Annotated in this window: 17 protein-coding genes; 6 read left to right on the forward strand and 11 right to left on the reverse strand. The window is 55.2% G+C overall.

What is annotated here, in order from left to right:
* Positions 1 to 4: 4 nt before the first annotated feature.
* From speD to ACA108_03745, 3 genes are all read right to left on the reverse strand, one after another.
* The gene (speD, locus tag ACA108_03735; GenBank protein ID XEX96669.1) at positions 5 to 799 is read right to left on the reverse strand and encodes an adenosylmethionine decarboxylase; all 795 of its coding nucleotides are present in this window, start codon (positions 797 to 799) and stop codon (positions 5 to 7) included.
* A gap of 14 nt (positions 800 to 813) precedes the next feature.
* Positions 814 to 1,680 (reverse strand): polyamine aminopropyltransferase, encoded by an 867-nt coding sequence (gene speE / locus ACA108_03740; GenBank protein XEX96670.1) that lies wholly within the window; start codon positions 1,678 to 1,680, stop codon positions 814 to 816.
* Positions 1,681 to 1,787: 107 nt separating this feature from the next.
* The gene (locus ACA108_03745) at positions 1,788 to 2,135 is read right to left on the reverse strand and encodes a YacC family pilotin-like protein (protein ID XEX96671.1); all 348 of its coding nucleotides are present in this window, start codon (positions 2,133 to 2,135) and stop codon (positions 1,788 to 1,790) included.
* A 144-nt stretch (positions 2,136 to 2,279) separates the two neighbouring features.
* Here ACA108_03745 and cueO point away from each other — a divergent pair, with 144 nt between their 5' ends.
* Complete coding sequence (cueO, locus tag ACA108_03750) at positions 2,280 to 3,854, forward strand: multicopper oxidase CueO (GenBank protein XEX96672.1); 1,575 nt, start codon at positions 2,280 to 2,282, stop codon at positions 3,852 to 3,854.
* A 108-nt stretch (positions 3,855 to 3,962) separates the two neighbouring features.
* On the opposite strand, the gene ACA108_03755 is transcribed toward cueO, so the two are convergent.
* A complete protein-coding gene (locus tag ACA108_03755; GenBank protein ID XEX98010.1) occupies positions 3,963 to 6,347 on the reverse strand; it encodes a glucose/quinate/shikimate family membrane-bound PQQ-dependent dehydrogenase in 2,385 nt (794 codons plus the stop codon).
* A gap of 193 nt (positions 6,348 to 6,540) precedes the next feature.
* On the opposite strand from ACA108_03755, the gene hpt reads away from it, so the two are divergent.
* Entirely contained in the window at positions 6,541 to 7,077 is a 537-nt protein-coding gene (gene hpt, locus ACA108_03760; protein ID XEX96673.1) for a hypoxanthine phosphoribosyltransferase, read from the forward strand.
* Between the two features lie 54 nt (positions 7,078 to 7,131).
* Here the strand turns inward: hpt and can are convergent, their stop codons facing one another.
* A complete protein-coding gene (gene can / locus ACA108_03765) occupies positions 7,132 to 7,812 on the reverse strand; it encodes a carbonate dehydratase (GenBank protein XEX96674.1) in 681 nt (226 codons plus the stop codon).
* A gap of 105 nt (positions 7,813 to 7,917) precedes the next feature.
* Here can and ACA108_03770 point away from each other — a divergent pair, with 105 nt between their 5' ends.
* From ACA108_03770 to ACA108_03785, 4 genes are all read left to right on the forward strand, one after another.
* Positions 7,918 to 8,841 (forward strand): ABC transporter ATP-binding protein, encoded by a 924-nt coding sequence (locus ACA108_03770; GenBank protein ID XEX96675.1) that lies wholly within the window; start codon positions 7,918 to 7,920, stop codon positions 8,839 to 8,841.
* Positions 8,838 to 9,608 carry an ABC transporter permease gene (locus tag ACA108_03775; GenBank protein XEX96676.1) on the forward strand — a complete coding sequence of 257 codons (771 nt, stop codon included), beginning with the start codon at positions 8,838 to 8,840 and terminating at the stop codon, positions 9,606 to 9,608. Before ACA108_03770 ends, ACA108_03775 begins: the two co-directional genes overlap by 4 nt.
* Positions 9,609 to 9,726: 118 nt before the next feature.
* A complete protein-coding gene (locus ACA108_03780) occupies positions 9,727 to 10,158 on the forward strand; it encodes a PTS sugar transporter subunit IIA (protein ID XEX96677.1) in 432 nt (143 codons plus the stop codon).
* Between the two features lie 83 nt (positions 10,159 to 10,241).
* The gene (locus ACA108_03785) at positions 10,242 to 11,492 is read left to right on the forward strand and encodes a polysaccharide deacetylase family protein (GenBank protein XEX96678.1); all 1,251 of its coding nucleotides are present in this window, start codon (positions 10,242 to 10,244) and stop codon (positions 11,490 to 11,492) included.
* A 101-nt stretch (positions 11,493 to 11,593) separates the two neighbouring features.
* Here ACA108_03785 and panD read toward each other — a convergent pair whose 3' ends face one another.
* The 6 genes from panD to gluQRS all read right to left on the reverse strand — a co-directional run bounded on the left by panD (position 11,594) and on the right by gluQRS (position 16,616).
* On the reverse strand, positions 11,594 to 11,974 hold the full coding sequence (panD, locus tag ACA108_03790) for an aspartate 1-decarboxylase (protein XEX96679.1): 381 nt from the start codon (positions 11,972 to 11,974) through the stop codon (positions 11,594 to 11,596).
* Positions 11,975 to 12,068: 94 nt separating this feature from the next.
* A complete protein-coding gene (gene panC / locus ACA108_03795) occupies positions 12,069 to 12,923 on the reverse strand; it encodes a pantoate--beta-alanine ligase (protein XEX96680.1) in 855 nt (284 codons plus the stop codon).
* A 13-nt stretch (positions 12,924 to 12,936) separates the two neighbouring features.
* Complete coding sequence (gene panB, locus ACA108_03800; protein XEX96681.1) at positions 12,937 to 13,731, reverse strand: 3-methyl-2-oxobutanoate hydroxymethyltransferase; 795 nt, start codon at positions 13,729 to 13,731, stop codon at positions 12,937 to 12,939.
* A gap of 57 nt (positions 13,732 to 13,788) precedes the next feature.
* Positions 13,789 to 14,268: a 2-amino-4-hydroxy-6-hydroxymethyldihydropteridine diphosphokinase gene (gene folK, locus ACA108_03805; protein XEX96682.1), complete on the reverse strand. Its 480-nt coding sequence runs from the start codon at positions 14,266 to 14,268 to the stop codon at positions 13,789 to 13,791.
* The gene (pcnB, locus tag ACA108_03810) at positions 14,265 to 15,662 is read right to left on the reverse strand and encodes a polynucleotide adenylyltransferase PcnB (protein XEX98011.1); all 1,398 of its coding nucleotides are present in this window, start codon (positions 15,660 to 15,662) and stop codon (positions 14,265 to 14,267) included. The genes folK and pcnB overlap by 4 nt, the downstream gene beginning before the upstream one ends.
* Before the next feature lie 57 nt (positions 15,663 to 15,719).
* Entirely contained in the window at positions 15,720 to 16,616 is an 897-nt protein-coding gene (gluQRS, locus tag ACA108_03815; protein ID XEX96683.1) for a tRNA glutamyl-Q(34) synthetase GluQRS, read from the reverse strand.
* Positions 16,617 to 16,619 lie beyond the last annotated feature (3 nt).

A 16,619-nucleotide genomic window follows, 5' to 3' on the forward strand; every position in this document is an offset into this window, starting at 1 on the left:
GGAATCAGATTGCCGGAATATTGCGTCCGTAATAAATTTCGCGCATCTCTTTCCAGAGCATATCCGTAATTGCCTTGCGTTCCTCTTCGCCCAAATCCTCCGGACGGGTGTGGAACATGTAGTGCTTCAGATCGAACTCTTTCAGCAGCATTTTAGTGTGGAAGATGTTCTCCTGATAAACGTTCACATCCATCATGTCGTACAGTGCTTTCATGTCCCGGGACATAAAGTTCTGAATTGAGTTAATCTCATGATCGATAAAGTGTTTTTTTCCGTGCACGTCGCGGGTAAAGCCGCGTACGCGGTAATCCACGGTCACGATATCGGACTCAAGTTGATGAATAAGGTAGTTCAGCGCATTTAGCGGTGAAATGACTCCACATGTTGACACCTCTATGTCGGCCCGGAAGGTACATAATCCACCTTCGGGGTGGCTTTCCGGATAGGTGTGTACGCAGATGTGACTTTTATCCAGATGGGCGACAATGGCGTCCGGCAGCGGGCCGGGATGCTCGGACTGGTCAATGCTCTGCGGATCGACGGGTTCTTCGCTCACCAGCACGGTCACGCTCGCGCCCTGCGGCTCGTAGTCCTGGCGGGCGATATTCAGGATATTCGCGCCGATTATCGAGCAGGTTTCGCTGAGGATCTCCGTCAGACGATTGGCGTTATACAGCTCGTCGATGTAGGCGATGTAGCCGTCCCGCTCCTCGGCGGTCTTGACGTAGCAGATGTCGTAGATACAAAAACTCAGGCTTTTAGTCAGGTTGTTAAAGCCGTGCAGCTTCAGTTTTTTCAATTTTTATCACCTCCTCAGGATGACTGGTTCACCAGCGCATCCAGCAGATACTGCGGCAAAGCAAAGGCTGCCGTATGGATTGCCGGATTGTAATAGCGGCACTTTATCCCGGCTTTATGGAATCGCGCCTGGAGCGTTTCCGTGGGCAGATGGCGCAGTGCTGGGTTATCGGTCGCCCAGGCAAAGGTCATGATACCGCCGAAGTAGGTCGGAATGGCCGCCTGGTAAAAGCTCACGTCGGCAAAGTAATGGCTAAGTTTACGGTGGCTATCCAGCGCTTCGGCCTGCTGCAGGAAACAGACGCCGTTCTGCGCCACAAAAATCCCGCCTGGGTTCAGGCAGCGCTTGCAGCCTTCATAAAACGCGGAGGTAAACAGGCTTTCACCCGGCCCGATGGGATCCGTACAGTCGGAGATAATGACATCAAAGGTTTGTGCGGTCTGGCTGACAAAGTTAACGCCGTCGTCGATGATCAGATTAAAACGCGGGTCGTCATAACTGCCAGCGTTATGATTGGGCAGGTATTGGCGACAGAATGAGACCACATCAGCATCAATTTCCACCATCGTGATGGATTCAACGCTCTGATGGCGAGTCACTTCTCGCAGCATCGCACCGTCACCCCCGCCGATGATCAGCACATGCTTTGCCTGCCCGTGAGCCAGCAGCGGTACGTGGGTCATCATCTCATGATAGATAAACTCGTCGCGCTCGGTGGTTTGCACTACGCCATCCAGCGCCATCACGCGGCCAAAAGCTGCATTCTCGAAGATAACCAGATCCTGGCAATCGGTCTTTTCGCGGTACAGGACGTTGTTCACGGCAAAGTACTGACCAAACTCGTTATGCAGCGTTTCCTGCCACACTTTTTTCTCGGTCATGATGGACACCTCGTTGGTAACACTCTTGCAAAATTAGCGCAACATCATAGCCAACAACAGCCGTGGGTGCACGGCTGTTATTTCATCAAAGAGGCAGGAAAGGCGGGTTACTTAACGTAGGCGAGCAGGCTTAACGAGTCACGGGCCAGCGATTTGCATTTGTTTGCCGTCGGGATGGCGATGCCGCTCAAATCTCGGTAGCTGTCCTCGCCGAGCGCTTTCATATTAAAGCTATCGTAGTTGCTCAAATCCCACTGGTTCTGCTGAGCAAAAAAGACCAGCGCGCGGCGAATTTGTCCGTTTGGGAGATTCTGGTAGCCGCAATCATTTTTTAAAAAAACAAATACCGCAGTAAGATCGGCCATATCTTCCGCTTCAGATTCGCTAAGGGCCTGACTGCTGGTAGAAAATGCCAGCAAAACACCCAACATTAATGCCTTAACTCCCGTCTTCATTACACCTACCACTTTTTATCAGATAAGAAACGTTAACACAGTTAAATAGGGCACGACGATATTTATTCTTTGCTGCAATCTTGACCTTCCCGTTAGGGAAAGGTTTATGCTTTCAGGCACGACAGCTAACAAAAGGAACTGAAAATGCATCGCCGTGATTTTATAAAATATTCCGCTGCTTTTGGCGCGTTTAGCGCGCTGCCGCTCTGGAGCCGTGCGGCCCTGGCGGCGGATCGTCCCGCTTTACCTGTCCCGGAACTCTTACTTCCGGATGCCAGGAATACGCTTCGTCTTACGGCCCAGGCCGGGAAATCCGTCTTCGGCGGTAAACCGGCGACAACCTGGGGCTACAATGGCAGCCTGCTGGGACCTGCACTGCGGCTTACCCAGGGAGAAAGTGTTACCGTAGATATTCATAATAGCCTAGCTGAGGAAACCACGGTGCACTGGCACGGACTTGAAGTGCCCGGCGACGTAGACGGCGGCCCGCAGAGCGTAATTGCCGCCGGGGGAAAACGCACCGTCAAATTTACGCCTCAGCAGCGTGCAGCCACCTGCTGGTTCCATCCCCATCAGCACGGTAAAACCGGGCACCAGGTGGCAATGGGCCTCGCGGGTCTGGTGCTGATTGAGGACACCGAAAGCCGCAAGCTTATGCTGCCAAAGCAGTGGGGCATCGATGATGTACCGCTGATCATTCAGGATAAGCGTTTTGGCGCCGACGGCGAGATTGATTACAAGCTGGACGTGATGAGCGCCGCCGTTGGCTGGTTTGGTGACACTCTGCTGTGCAACGGGGTCAAATATCCGCAGCATGCTAACCCGCGCGGCTGGCTACGTTTACGTCTACTGAACGGCTGCAATGCCCGATCGCTGAACATTGCCGCCAGCGACAATCGCCCTCTGTATGTCATCGCCAGTGACGGTGGCCTGCTGGGCGAACCGGTTAAAGTCACTGAGCTACCGCTGCTGATGGGCGAGCGTTTTGAAGTGCTGGTGGATACCAGCGACGGTAAGCCGTTTGATATCGTGACCCTGCCAGTGAAGCAAATGGGCATGACCATCGCCCCGTTCGACCAGCCGCAGCCGATTGTGCGTATTCAGCCGGTGCGTATTGCCTCATCTGGCGAACTCCCGGATAAGCTGGTGGATCTTCCCGCTTTACCTGCGCTTGATGGCCTGACCGAACGCTGGTTACAGCTGATGATGAACCCGATGCTCGACATGATGGGCATGCAGGCGCTGATGGAAAAATATGGCGAGAAAGCAATGGCGGGCATGAGCATGGCCGGGCATGGCAACATGGGCGGTATGAAACATGGCGGTATGGATCACGGCAAGATGCATCATGGTCAGATGGGCCACGGTTTCGACTTCCACAATGCCAACAAGATCAATGGCAAGGCTTTTGATATGGCCACCCCGGCTTTCGCCGCGCAGAAGGGGAAATACGAGAAATGGACCATTTCCGGGGAAGGGGACATGATGCTGCATCCGTTCCACATTCACGGCACGCAGTTCCGCATTCTGAGCGAGAACGGTCAGCCGGTTGCTGCACATCGTCAGGGCTGGAAAGATACGGTTCGTGTGGAAGGGGCGCGAAGCGAGGTATTAGTACGCTTCGATCACGAAGCCTCGAAAGAACATGCTTATATGGCCCACTGTCATCTGCTGGAACATGAAGATACCGGCATGATGCTTGGTTTTACCGTGGCATAAAAAAGGCGGATAAAGCTTTCGCTCATCCGCCCTGTGTCAGGTCGGATAAGCTTAGCGTCATCCGACATTCTCAGGCGGGTAAACATTCATGCGTTACCCGCTTTTTTATTACTTAGCGTCGTCCGGCAAAGCGTAAGCAACAATGTAGTCGCCCATCTTCGTCCCGAAGGAGCCGTGGCCACCCGCGGAAATCACGACGTACTGCTTGCCGTTCGCTTCATAGGTCATCGGCGTTGCCTGGCCACCGGCCGGCAGACGCGCTTCCCACAGCTTGTCACCGTTGCTCATGTTGTACGCGCGCAGATAGTTATCTGCGGTTGCGCCAATAAACAGCACGTTACCCGCGGTAGAAATCGGACCGCCCAGCATCGGCATACCCATTTTGAACGGCAGCGGAAGCGGTGAGCTGTCGCGCACGGTACCGATACGTTTTTTCCATACCACTTCGTTGGTTTTCAGATCCAACGCGGAGATATAGCCCCATGCCGGCTGCTTACAAGGTAAGCCGAACGGCGACAGGAACGGGTTAAGCGTTACGCCATACGGCACGCCGTACTGCGGCTGAATGCCACTCTCGGAGCCTGAACCTTTCGCGTCTTTTGGCGGTTCCATAGGATTACCAGGACCACGCGGCATCAGTTTAGAGACAAACGGCAGTGCCATTGGGTTAGCAATCGCTACCTGGCGGCTTGGATCAACGGAAATACCGCCCCACTCGAACATTCCCAGGTTACCCGGGAACACCAGCGTGCCCTGTTCAGAAGGTGGCGTGAAGATGCCTTCATAACGCAGCTTGTGGAAGATAATGCGGCAGACCATCTGGTCGTACAGCGTCGCACCCCACATATCCGCGCCGCTCAGATCTTTCTTCGGACGGAAGCTCAGATCGGAGAACGGCTGGGTTGGCGTGACGTAATCACCTTTAGCTGCGCCCTGCGGGACCGGTTTTTCCGGAGCAGGGACAACCAGCTTGCCGTCACGACGGTCCAGCACGAAGATGTTGCCGGTTTTCGCCGGAGCGTAAATCACCGGAACAACGTTACCGTTTTTATCCTGGATATCCGCAAGCGTCGGCTGGGAAGGCATATCCATATCCCACAAATCGTGGTGGACAGTCTGATAGGACCACGCAAGCTTACCGGTAGTTGCGTTCAGCGCCACGATGCTGCTGGCGAAACGCTCCTGCTCAGGGGTACGGTTACCGCCCCAGATGTCCGGCGTGGTGACGCCCATCGGCAGATAAACCATATCCAGCTTGGCATCGTACGCAGCCGGTGCCCAGGAGTTCGGTGAGTTGATGGTGAAGTGATGCTCGTCACTCGGGATCGCATTCGGGTCTTTTGCACCCGGATCGAAGGCCCACAGCAGCTTGCCGGTATTCACATCAAAACCACGAATAACGCCCGACGGTTCACGAGTTGAGAAGTTATCCGTTACCGCCCCCGCAATCACGATCACTTTGTCGGTGACGATTGGCGGAGAAGTTGGTTCGTACATGCCCGGAGTGGTTACCGGCATGTTGGTTTGCAGATTCAGAATGCCTTTGTTAGCGAAGCTTTCGCACAGCTTGCCGGTATCGGCATTGAGCGCAAACAGGCGGCCATCGTTCACCGGCAGCAGAATACGACGCGGACAGTCGGCTACCCCATCCGGGCTGGCGTTATCTGCTGTCGCTTCATGATACGAAACGCCACGGCAGGTCACGTGCTGGAAGGAAGGGTTGGTATCCAGACGCGGGTCGAATTTCCACTTTTGTTTACCGGTAGCCGCATCCAGCGCAAACAGCTGCTGGTGCGCGGTGCAGAGGTAAAGTGTGTCACGAATTTTAATCGGGGTGACTTCGTTAGTGATTTCACCCGGATCGGTAGGACGCTTAAGATCGCCGGTCTGGAATCTCCAGGCCTCTTTCAGCTGGCCAACGTTTTTGTCGTTGATCTGCTTCAGAGGGGACCAGCGCTGGCCTTCCTGGTTACGGCCATAGGCAGGCCAATCGGCATCAGGAATGGTGGACGAGGCTGCGGCAGGTGCGGAAGCGTCGGCGCTCAGGGTGCCGTTGATTTCCTGCGGATCGTTGAACACTGCCCAAATCAGCACCACCACGGTGGCGGCCAGCACAACGCCAAGCGCCGGAGCCGCGCCAGCGGAAGGCAGAATGAACTGACGATAAACAAACGGCAGCACCAGCCACACGCCGAAGAAGAACAGAACATCTAAACGCGGCGTCAACGCCCAGAAGTCGAAACCGACTTCCCAGATGCTCCATAAAACGGTGCAGAGCAACAGCGCGGCGTAAATCCAGAGTGCCAGCGCTTTACGTTGCCAGAGTAACCATGCGGTGACGAGCATCACCACCCCTGCAATTGGGTAGTACCAGGACCCACCAATTGCGACTAACCATATCCCGCCAATAAGTAAATACAGTCCTGTAAGCACGGCAAACAGGGCTGATAAGGTCGCGATTACCCGCGATCCAGATTTATTTGTTTTCACAATTATCACGCTCTTAAAAGTTTGATAGCAATTAATTATAGTTATTAACAAGTGTGATATGCATCACATAAATGGCTTTTTTACCGATAGCGCATAGCAATGTGTTTTGCTGTTATACTGCTGACCTGAATATTTTGTGCTGGCCGACGCTGAGTCAGCATTAAGTGATTTGTTTTAAAATCATGTGGTTATAGATATGAAACATACTGTAGAAGTAATGATCCCGGAAGCGGAGATCAAGGCCCGTATCGCGCAATTAGGTAGTGAAATAACTGAACATTACCGTGATAGCGGCAGTGATATGGTGCTGGTAGGCCTGCTGCGCGGCTCGTTTATGTTTATGGCGGACCTGTGCCGTGAAGTTCATGTGCCCCATGAAGTCGATTTTATGACCGCCTCCAGCTACGGTAGCGGCATGTCCACCACTCGCGATGTGAAAATCCTCAAAGACCTGGATGAAGACATTCGCGGCAAAGACGTGCTGATCGTCGAAGACATCATTGATTCCGGCAATACGCTGAGCAAAGTGCGTGAAATCCTCAGCCTGCGCCAGCCAAAGTCACTGGCTATCTGTACGCTGCTCGACAAGCCTGAGCGCCGCGAAGTGGACGTCAACGTTGAGTGGGTGGGATTCTCCATTCCTGATGAATTCGTGGTGGGCTACGGCATCGACTACGCCCAGCGCTATCGCCATCTGCCGTACGTCGGCAAAGTCGTCCTGTTAGATGAGTAGTGGATGGTGTAGGCCATTGAAAAAGGGCCTTTAAGGCCCTTTTTGCTATCTGTTTTACTGGGAAGGCGTTCTATTCTTGTGGCTGGTGTTGGCCTGCTTCATATTGGAAATCCCGCTGCGGTAGCCCTGTTCGAGCGATTCGCGGCTGGTGGCGGTCACTTCCAGGTCGCGCAGGCGGCCATCGTGAATGCCGTAGGCCCAGCCGTGGATGGTCACTTTCTGCCCGCGTTTCCAGGCGGACTGCATAATAGTGGAGTGGCCCAGGTTGTAGACCTGTTCCATCACGTTCAGCTCACACAGCGTATCAAGGCGTTGTTCCGGCGGAAGCTCTCCCAGCAGCGAACTATGCTTGAACCAGATATCACGGATGTGCAGCAGCCAGTTATTAATCAGCCCTAAATCCGGGTTTTCTACCGCCGCCTGTACGCCACCGCAGCCGTAATGACCGCAGATGATGATGTGCTCAACTTCCAGCACGTCCACCGCGTACTGCACTACTGAGAGGCAGTTTAAGTCAGTATGGATAACGAGGTTGGCCACGTTACGGTGAACAAAAAGCTCGCCGGGTTCAAGGCCGGTAAGGCGTTCTGCCGGTACACGGCTATCAGAGCAGCCAATCCACAAATAACGGGGTTTTTGTGCCTGGGATAAACGTTCAAAAAAGCCAGGGTCTTCATCCTCCATCAGTTTTGACCATATCTGGTTATTGCTGATGAGGGTATCTATATCATTCATGGAGGCTAACAACCTGTCACCGGAGAAATGCGATAAGGTAATATAGGGCAACTCGGAAAATTTTTATACTGATAACAAGTGCATCGCGAAAGGTAACCCCAAACAATGACCATTGCATTAGAACTGGAAAAACTCACCAAGACCTATGCGGGCGGCGTTAAAGCGCTGCGCGGCATCGATCTCAGTGTCGAGGCGGGAGATTTCTACGCTCTGCTTGGCCCTAACGGCGCAGGCAAGTCCACCACCATCGGCATCATCAGCTCACTGGTAAACAAAACCTCCGGTAAGGTACGCGTCTTCGGTTACGATCTGCAAAGCGATGTAGTGAACGCCAAGCGCCAGCTCGGGCTGGTCCCGCAGGAGTTTAACTTCAACCCGTTTGAAACGGTGCAGCAGATTGTCGTTCATCAGGCTGGCTACTATGGCGTTGAGCGCGATGAAGCGATAGCGCGCAGCGAAAAGTATCTTAAACAGCTCGACCTGTGGGAAAAGCGTAGCGAAAGAGCGCGGATGTTGTCCGGCGGTATGAAACGTCGTCTTATGATCGCCCGTGCGCTGATGCATGAGCCCAAGCTGCTGATTCTTGATGAGCCGACGGCCGGGGTGGATATCGAACTCCGTCGTTCCATGTGGGGCTTCTTAAAAGACCTGAACGACAAGGGCACCACCATCATTCTGACCACCCACTATCTGGAAGAAGCAGAAATGCTCTGCCGCAATATCGGCATTATCCAGAGCGGTGAGCTGGTAGAAAACACGTCGATGAAGTCGCTACTCTCCAAGCTCAAGTCAGAAACGTTCATTCTGGATCTGGCACCGAAGAGCCCGCTGCCAAAGCTCGATGGCTATCAATACCGCCTGGTGGACACCGCGACGCTTGAGGTTGAAGTGCTGCGCGAACAGGGCATTAACAGCGTGTTCAGCCAGCTAAGCGCACAGGGGATTCAGGTATTAAGTATGCGTAACAAGGCCAACCGTCTGGAAGAGCTGTTCGTCACGCTGGTAAATAAACAAGGAGACCAGGCATGATGCACCTCTACTGGGTAGCGTTAAAAAGTATCTGGACCAAAGAGATCCACCGCTTCACCCGCATCTGGATCCAGACGCTGGTGCCGCCGGTTATCACCATGACGCTCTACTTCATCATCTTCGGTAACCTGATCGGTTCGCGCATCGGTGAAATGCATGGCTTCACCTATATGCAGTTCATCGTGCCGGGTCTGATCATGATGGCGGTGATCACTAACGCTTACGCCAACGTTGCCTCCTCTTTCTTCAGCGCCAAATTTCAGCGTAACATTGAAGAGCTGCTGGTTGCCCCGGTGCCGACGCACGTGATAATCGCCGGTTACGTAGGCGGCGGCGTTGCGCGCGGCCTGTGCGTTGGCGTGTTGGTAACGGCTATTTCCTTGTTCTTCGTGCCGTTCCAGGTTCACTCCTGGCTGTTCGTCGCGCTGACGCTGGTGCTAACGGCGATTCTGTTCTCGCTGGCGGGCCTGCTTAACGCCGTGTTTGCCAAAACGTTCGACGACATCAGCCTGATCCCGACATTCGTGCTGACGCCGCTGACCTATCTGGGCGGGGTGTTCTACTCTCTGACCCTGCTGCCGCCGTTCTGGCAGGCGTTGTCACACCTGAACCCGATCGTCTACATGATCAGCGGCTTCCGCTACGGCTTCCTCGGCATCAGCGACGTTCCGCTGCTGTTTACCGTCGTGGTGTTGATTGCGTTTATTGCGGCGTTCTATCTGCTGTGTTGGTACCTCATCCAGCGCGGTCGCGGTCTGCGCACCTGATCGTTTCGCTTCCCCTGCGGGGGAAGCATTTCAGACATTTCCCGCACTCATTTGACGAACGTCAGCACGCGCGACGATCTTTCTGGCAGACTACCCTCTCGTTTACGGGAGATACGCGATGTTGGGATGGGTGATCACGGGCCACGACTACTATGCTCAGGATATGCTGGACGCGCTTGAAAAGCGCTTCGGCCCGCAGACCCAGTGCTGCGCGGTGAACTTCTGGAAAGGGTTAAGCACCAATATGCTGAGCCGGATGCTGTGCGACGCGCTTTATAACTGTGACTCCGGCGACGGCGTCATCTTTCTGACCGATAAAACGGGCGCGGCTCCCTACCGTACCGCCGCCCAGCTGAGCCACACTCATTCCCACTGCGAAGTTATTTCCGGCGTTACGCTACCGCTTCTGACGGCTATTTTTGACCAGCGCGATAAGCTGACCAGCGAAGCCTTTCGCCAGCTCATCGTCGTGCAGGGCGGAGAGACGGTTACCAGCCTCTGGCATCAGCAGAGTAAAAACCCGCCATTTGTCTTACTGCATCAATATTGATCTGAAAGGTTGGTATTGACGCCGTAAATGCTAAAATAGCCGCCTCCCTCACTGGATGTGCAAAAAGTGCTATTTAATCCGCTATGTTAACCCGCCTCATGTTTTGCCTGATGGCACTGTTTTGTGCATCCCAGGCACACGCCAGCCTGCTCAGCAGCCATGAAATTCCCGCGCAGTATATGCAGACCACTGAAGATGCCGATATTTGGGCGCAGGTCGGGGATAAAGTCATTTCCGTTGGCTCCATCGAGGAAGGACAGATCTTGGCGGTGGTCCCGACGGCGGCGGATTACTACGAGTTCCGATTCGGCTTCGGCACCGGGTTTATCGATAAGAGCCACCTGGGGCCGGTGGCAGGAAAGCAAAGGGTAGAGGACAGACTAGGGGATTTAAACAAGCCGCTGAGCAACCAGAATCTGCTGACCTTCCGGGATGTGCAGGTTTATAACGCGCCGAACAGCGGCAGCGCGCCCTTTGGTACCCTGGCAGACAACATCCGCTATCCCATTAGCGCTAAGCTAAAAGACCGGCTGAATCAGACCTGGTTCCAGATCCGTATCGGTAACCGTCTGGGCTACGTCAGCAGTCTTGATGCGCAGCAGGATAACGGCATCCCGGTGCTGACCTACCACCACATCCTGCGCGATGAAGAAAACACGCGTTTTCGTCATACTTCCACGACAACCTCCGTCGTGGCGTTCAGTAATCAGATGACCTGGCTGCGCGACAGAGGCTACAGCACGCTGACGATGTATCAGTTGGAAGGCTACGTGCGCAACCGCATGAATCTGCCCGCACGCTCGGTAGCGATTACGTTTGATGACGGGCTGAAGTCCGTATACCGCTATGCGTACCCAATTTTGAAAGAGTACGGCTTTAAAGCGACGTCGTTTATCATCTCGTCGCGCATCAAGCGTCATCCGCAGAAGTGGAATCCTAAATCACTGCAGTTTATGAGTATTTCGGAACTGCAGGCCAGCCAGGATGTGTTTGACGTGCAGTCCCACACCCACTTCCTCCACCGCGTGGACGGCTACCGCCGGCCTATTTTGTTGAGCCGCAGCTACCATAATATCCTGTTCGATTTTAAACATTCCCGACGCGCGCTGGCGCAGTTCAACCCGCACGTGCTCTATCTGTCCTATCCATTTGGCGGCTATGACGACAAGGCGGTGAAGGCTGCGAACGACGCGGGTTTCCATATGGCGGTCACCACGGTAAGGGGCAAGGTCAAACCGGGAGATAATCCGTTCCTGCTGAAGCGGCTTTATATTCTGCGTACGGACTCGCTGGAGACGATGTCACGGTTGATAACGAATCAGCCGGAGTCCTGAGTTTATACCCTCACCCCGAAAAGGAGAGGGTGAATAACGGAAACAACTCGATCGATCCCCTCGCCCTTTTGGGGAGAGGGTAAGGGTGAGGGGAAAACTTCTTACGCCACCTGAACCGGTACGGCTTTCGCCAGGCGTTTCATCTCGTTGTCACCGTCAAAATAGGCGACTTTCGGCTGCCAGCTGCGCGCCTGCTCGTCCGGCATCGTCACGTAGCTGGCGATAATCAGGATGTCACCCACGCTTGCGCAGTGTGCAGCCGCGCCGTTAACAGAGATAATTTTCGATCCGCGCTCACCGGCAATCGCGTAAGTTGAGAAACGCTTACCGTTGGTCACGTTGTAGATATCGATGGCTTCATATTCCAGAATGCCTGCCGCCTCGAGGAAGTCCTGATCGATGGCGCAGGAGCCTTCATAATGCAAGTCCGCCTGGGTCACTTTCACGCGGTGGAGCTTGCCCTGCAGCATGGTGCGAATCATAAAATTAAACCTTTGTGTCTGGGCTTAAACCGGACCGATTTTCATCGATCCCATGAATATATTGGCGCAGTATTGCCCGTTTTTACAGGGCTGTCTACTGCCCTAAATCAACCTGAATGTTATCAATCAGACGCGCCTGACCAAGCCATGCGGCCATGAGAACGACGGCGCGTTTGCTGTCGTCATTAAGCTCCAGCAGCGTGTCGGCATCACGGATTTGCAGATCGTCAGAACGCAGGCCTTTTTCGTTAAGCTCGGTTGCCGCAATCGCCAGAAGCTCTTCCGTATCGCGCTCACCTGCTCGCAGCTTATCGGCAATGGAGTTCATGACCTTACTGAGGTTTGGGGCAATTTTACGCTGCTCGGCGGTCAGGTAACCATTGCGGGAGCTGAGCGCGAGGCCATCTTTCGCCCGCACGGTTGGTACGCCAATAATCTCAATGTCGTAGCCCATATCCGCCGTCATCTTGCGGATAAGCTGAAGCTGCTGGTAGTCCTTCTGCCCGAAGCAGGCGACGTCCGGCTGAACCAGGTTGAACAGCTTGCTGACGATGGTGGAGACGCCACGGAAGTGGCCCGGACGGCTTGCACCTTCCAGCATGGTGGATAGGCCCGGCACGTCAACATAGGTCTGGATGTCCATGCCCTGCGGATAGACATCGGCAGGAGCGGGGGCAAACACCAGATCGACCTTACGACGATTGAGCTTTTCGCAATCTTCCTGCAGCGTGCGCGGATAGCGCGACAGATCGTCCGGACGGTCGAACTGCATTGGGTTAACAAAAATGCTCACCACAACCACATCAGCCACGGCCTTCGCTTCTTCAACCAGCGTCATATGGCCGTCGTGCAGGTTACCCATGGTCGGCACCAGCGCAATGCGCTTGCCTTCCTGGCGCCAGCGGCGGATTTGCTGGCGGAGCAGCGGTAACGTTTCGATTATCAGCACAACCTTTCTCCTGTCAGTGGAAACTGTGTTCTTCGCCCGGATAGCTGCCGGACTCAACTTCAGCGGCGTACTGGCGCACGGCGGCGCGCATGTCACCCGCTTCGGTCAGGAAGTTTTTAGCAAATTTCGGAATATGGCCGCCGGTAATACCGAACGCGTCGTGCATCACCAGAATCTGCCCGTCCGTGACGTTGCCCGCGCCGATGCCAATGACCGGAATAGTCAGCGCTTCGGTGATGCGTTTTGCCAGCGCCACCGGGACGCATTCCAGTACCAGCAGCTGTGCGCCAGCGGCCTCGAGGGCGACGGCATCGTCAAACAGAGTCTGAGCTGCCTGCTCATCGCGTCCCTGAACCTTATAGCCGCCGAAAATATTCACCGACTGCGGCGTCAGCCCCAGGTGACCACAAACCGGCACGGCACGCTCGGTAAGCATTTTAACGGTTTCAACCAGCCATTTTCCGCCTTCGATTTTTACCATGTTCGCCCCAGCACGCATCACTTCTGCGGAGTGGGTAAAAGCCTGTTCCGGCGTGGCATAAGCCATGAAGGGCAGGTCGGCCAGCAGCAGGCAGTGCGGTGCACCGCGACGCACTGCGCGCGTGTGGTAGGCAATATCTTCTACGGTTACCGGCAGCGTGGAGTCGTGCCCCTGAACGGTCATCCCTAATGAATCGCCAACCAGCATCACGCCGATGCCCTCTTCGGCAAACAGTTTGGCGAAGCTGAAGTCATAGGCGGTGATGGTGGCGAATTTACGCTGGGCCAGTTTCCACTGGCGCAGCTGAGACATCGTGATTGGTTTCATGGCGGTCCCTGGATAAGGAAGGGGGAATCGATTGCTACTTTATCAAAAAATTGGGCGTTACCAGTATGAAATGCCTGCGCGGGACAGCGTGGCCAGCACGTCTGCGGCTCTTTCGCCGTTCGGGAAAGCGCAGTCAGGGGCGATTTCCAGCAGGGGAACCAGCATAAAGGCGCGGTTTTTCATATCGTAGTGGGGGACGGTCAGGCGCGGAGTGGCGATCGTTTCTGCGCCGAACAGCATGAGATCCAGGTCTAACGTTCGCGGGCCCCAGCGTTCAGCTTTGCGAACGCGCCCCTGCTCCAGCTCGATGCGCTGGGTATGATCAAGCAGTGCTTCGGCTGAAAGATCAGTTTCCAGCGCCACTGCGGCGTTCAGGTAATCGGGCTGATCCTGCGGGCCGAGCGGCGGGGTACGATAATAAGAGGAAGTGGCAACCACCCGGCTGTGCGGAATGGTTGCAATGGCGTCAAGTGCCTGAGCGACCTGCTCAAGCGGCGACGCCTGGTTGCTGCCGAGGGCGATAAACGCCAGGGTCACGCGGTACCACCACTGCGTGGCGCTCGTTTACGAGGACGGCGGTGGCGACGGCGTGCTGCCGGTTCGTCACCCAGATCGTCGAGCATGCCTTTCTGCAGCGGCGGCGCGGCAACCTGGAACTCGCCCCACCATTTGGTCAGACGCAGCAGTTCCTGATTATTTTCCACTTCGGCGCGCAGGGCCAGCAGATCGTAGGCGGCCCGGAATTTTGGATGCTCCATTAATTTCCAGGCGCGCTTGCCCTGGCGGCGGGAGAGGCGCAGCTGAAGCGTCCAGATATCGCGCACCAGGGTAGTAATACGTTTTGGAATCGCCAGCGCACGGCAGGCTTCATCCAGCACTTCGTTCATTGCCAGGGCGAAGGCGTCCATATAGGCAAGGCCGCTTTCCTGGGTGAGCTTCTGGGCCATCTCCAGCTGCGGATACCAGAACATGGCGGAGAAGAGGAACGCCGGATTCACGCGCATATCGTTCTGGATACGGTTGTCGGTATTCTTCAGCACTTGGGCAATCATCAGCTCCATCGGGCTGTCGCCCTGCTCGGTAAAGCAGCGGGTGATGCTCGGGAACAGCGGCTGGAACAGCTGGTATTCACGCAGCAGTTCGTAGGTCGGATAGCCGTGGCCTGCCTGCAGCAATTTGAGAGACTCTTCAAACAGGCGGGCAGGAGGAACGTCGTTAATCAACGTTGCCAGGCGCGGAATAGGTTCACCGGTTTCAGGGCTGATGGTCATGTTCAGCTTGGCGGCAAAGCGCACGGCGCGAAGCATACGTACCGGATCTTCACGGTAGCGCGTTTCCGGGTCGCCAATCAGGCGAATCACGCCGTTACGCAAGTCACGCAGACCGCCGACGTAATCACGGATTGCAAAATCCGCCACGCTGTAATAAAGGCTGTTGATGGTGAAGTCGCGGCGCTGGGCATCTTCTTCTATAGAGCCGAAGATGTTATCGCGCAGCAGCATGCCGTTCTGACCGGTTTGTGAGGTCTGGCGATCGGATTTTTGCTCTTCGTGATGGCCGCGGAAGGTGGCGACCTCAATGATTTCCGGCCCGAACATGACGTGAGCCAGGCGGAAGCGGCGGCCAACCAGACGGCAGTTACGGAACAGTTTACGGACCTGGTCCGGCGTGGCGCTGGTGGTGACGTCGAAATCTTTCGGTTTTTTGCCCAGCAGGAGGTCACGCACGCCGCCGCCAACAAGGTATGCCTCGTAGCCCGCTTTATTCAAACGGTAGAGCACCTTCAGGGCGTTTTCACTGATATCTTTGCGGGAGATAGCATGCTGGTCACGCGGAATGACCGTGATTTGCGGGAGATCTTCGTTCTCCTCAGCCACGACATCATCGCGGTTAAGCACCTTGCGGCAAAAATTAGCGACTCGGGTAAAAATGGTCCACCTCGGCAGTGTCAATCATTAGGGACAAAAAAAACAGCGGCTAATCATAGCTCAGTGCGGCGCATTTGAGAATGACGTATTCACGGCAGCTTTAAGTGGAATGTCACCCGGCGCCCAATTTTTTACCGCTTCGCTTAACAGGCTGTCCAGCGACAGATCCTGCCAGCGGGGGATAAGCGGCTGATTTAAGAATGCTAAGGCATTGATAAGTACAGGGCGTGGGTCGCCCTGCGGCAGCGCCGGAGCGTGGTTTTGCTTGGATAACTTATTGCCCTGCTCGTTGACTGCCAGCGGCAGATGCACGTACTGCGGCACCCGCCAGCCAAACTGCTGGTACAGCGAAATCTGGCGTACGGTGGGCTCGATCAAATCCGCGCCGCGTACAATCTCCGTTACGCCCTGAAAGTTATCGTCCACCACTACGGCCAGATTATAGGCAAACAGGCCGTCGCGGCGGTGAATGATAAAGTCTTCCCGCGCAAGCTGTTCGTCCGCCAGCAGCGTGCCGCGTAGTTTATCTTCAAAACTTAATACCGGATGCTGTTGCACCAGGCGCACGGCTGCGTTTTCCGGACCGTGATTGAGCGTCCGGCAATGGCCGTCGTAAAAGCCGCCAATTTGCTGAATACGGCTGCGGGAACAGGTGCAGAAATAGCTGAGATGCTGGTCGCGTAGCCAGGCCAGCGCTTCGCGATAGGCCTCATGGCGCCGGGACTGCCAGACAACGTCGCCATCCCACAGCAAACCATAATGTTCAAGCTGGCGCAGAATCGTATCGGCAGCCCCCGGCACTTCTCTGGGCGGATCGATATCTTCGATGCGCACCAGCCACCGGCCGTGGTTAGCCCGGGCCTGCAGATAGCTACCCAGGGCGGCAATCAGCGAGCCGAAATGAAGTTCACCGGAGGGTGAGGGGGCGAATCGCCCGATGTAATGGGGAGCTGTCATGAG

Source organism: Dryocola sp. LX212, from assembly GCA_041504365.1.
Taxonomy (GTDB): domain Bacteria; phylum Pseudomonadota; class Gammaproteobacteria; order Enterobacterales; family Enterobacteriaceae; genus Dryocola.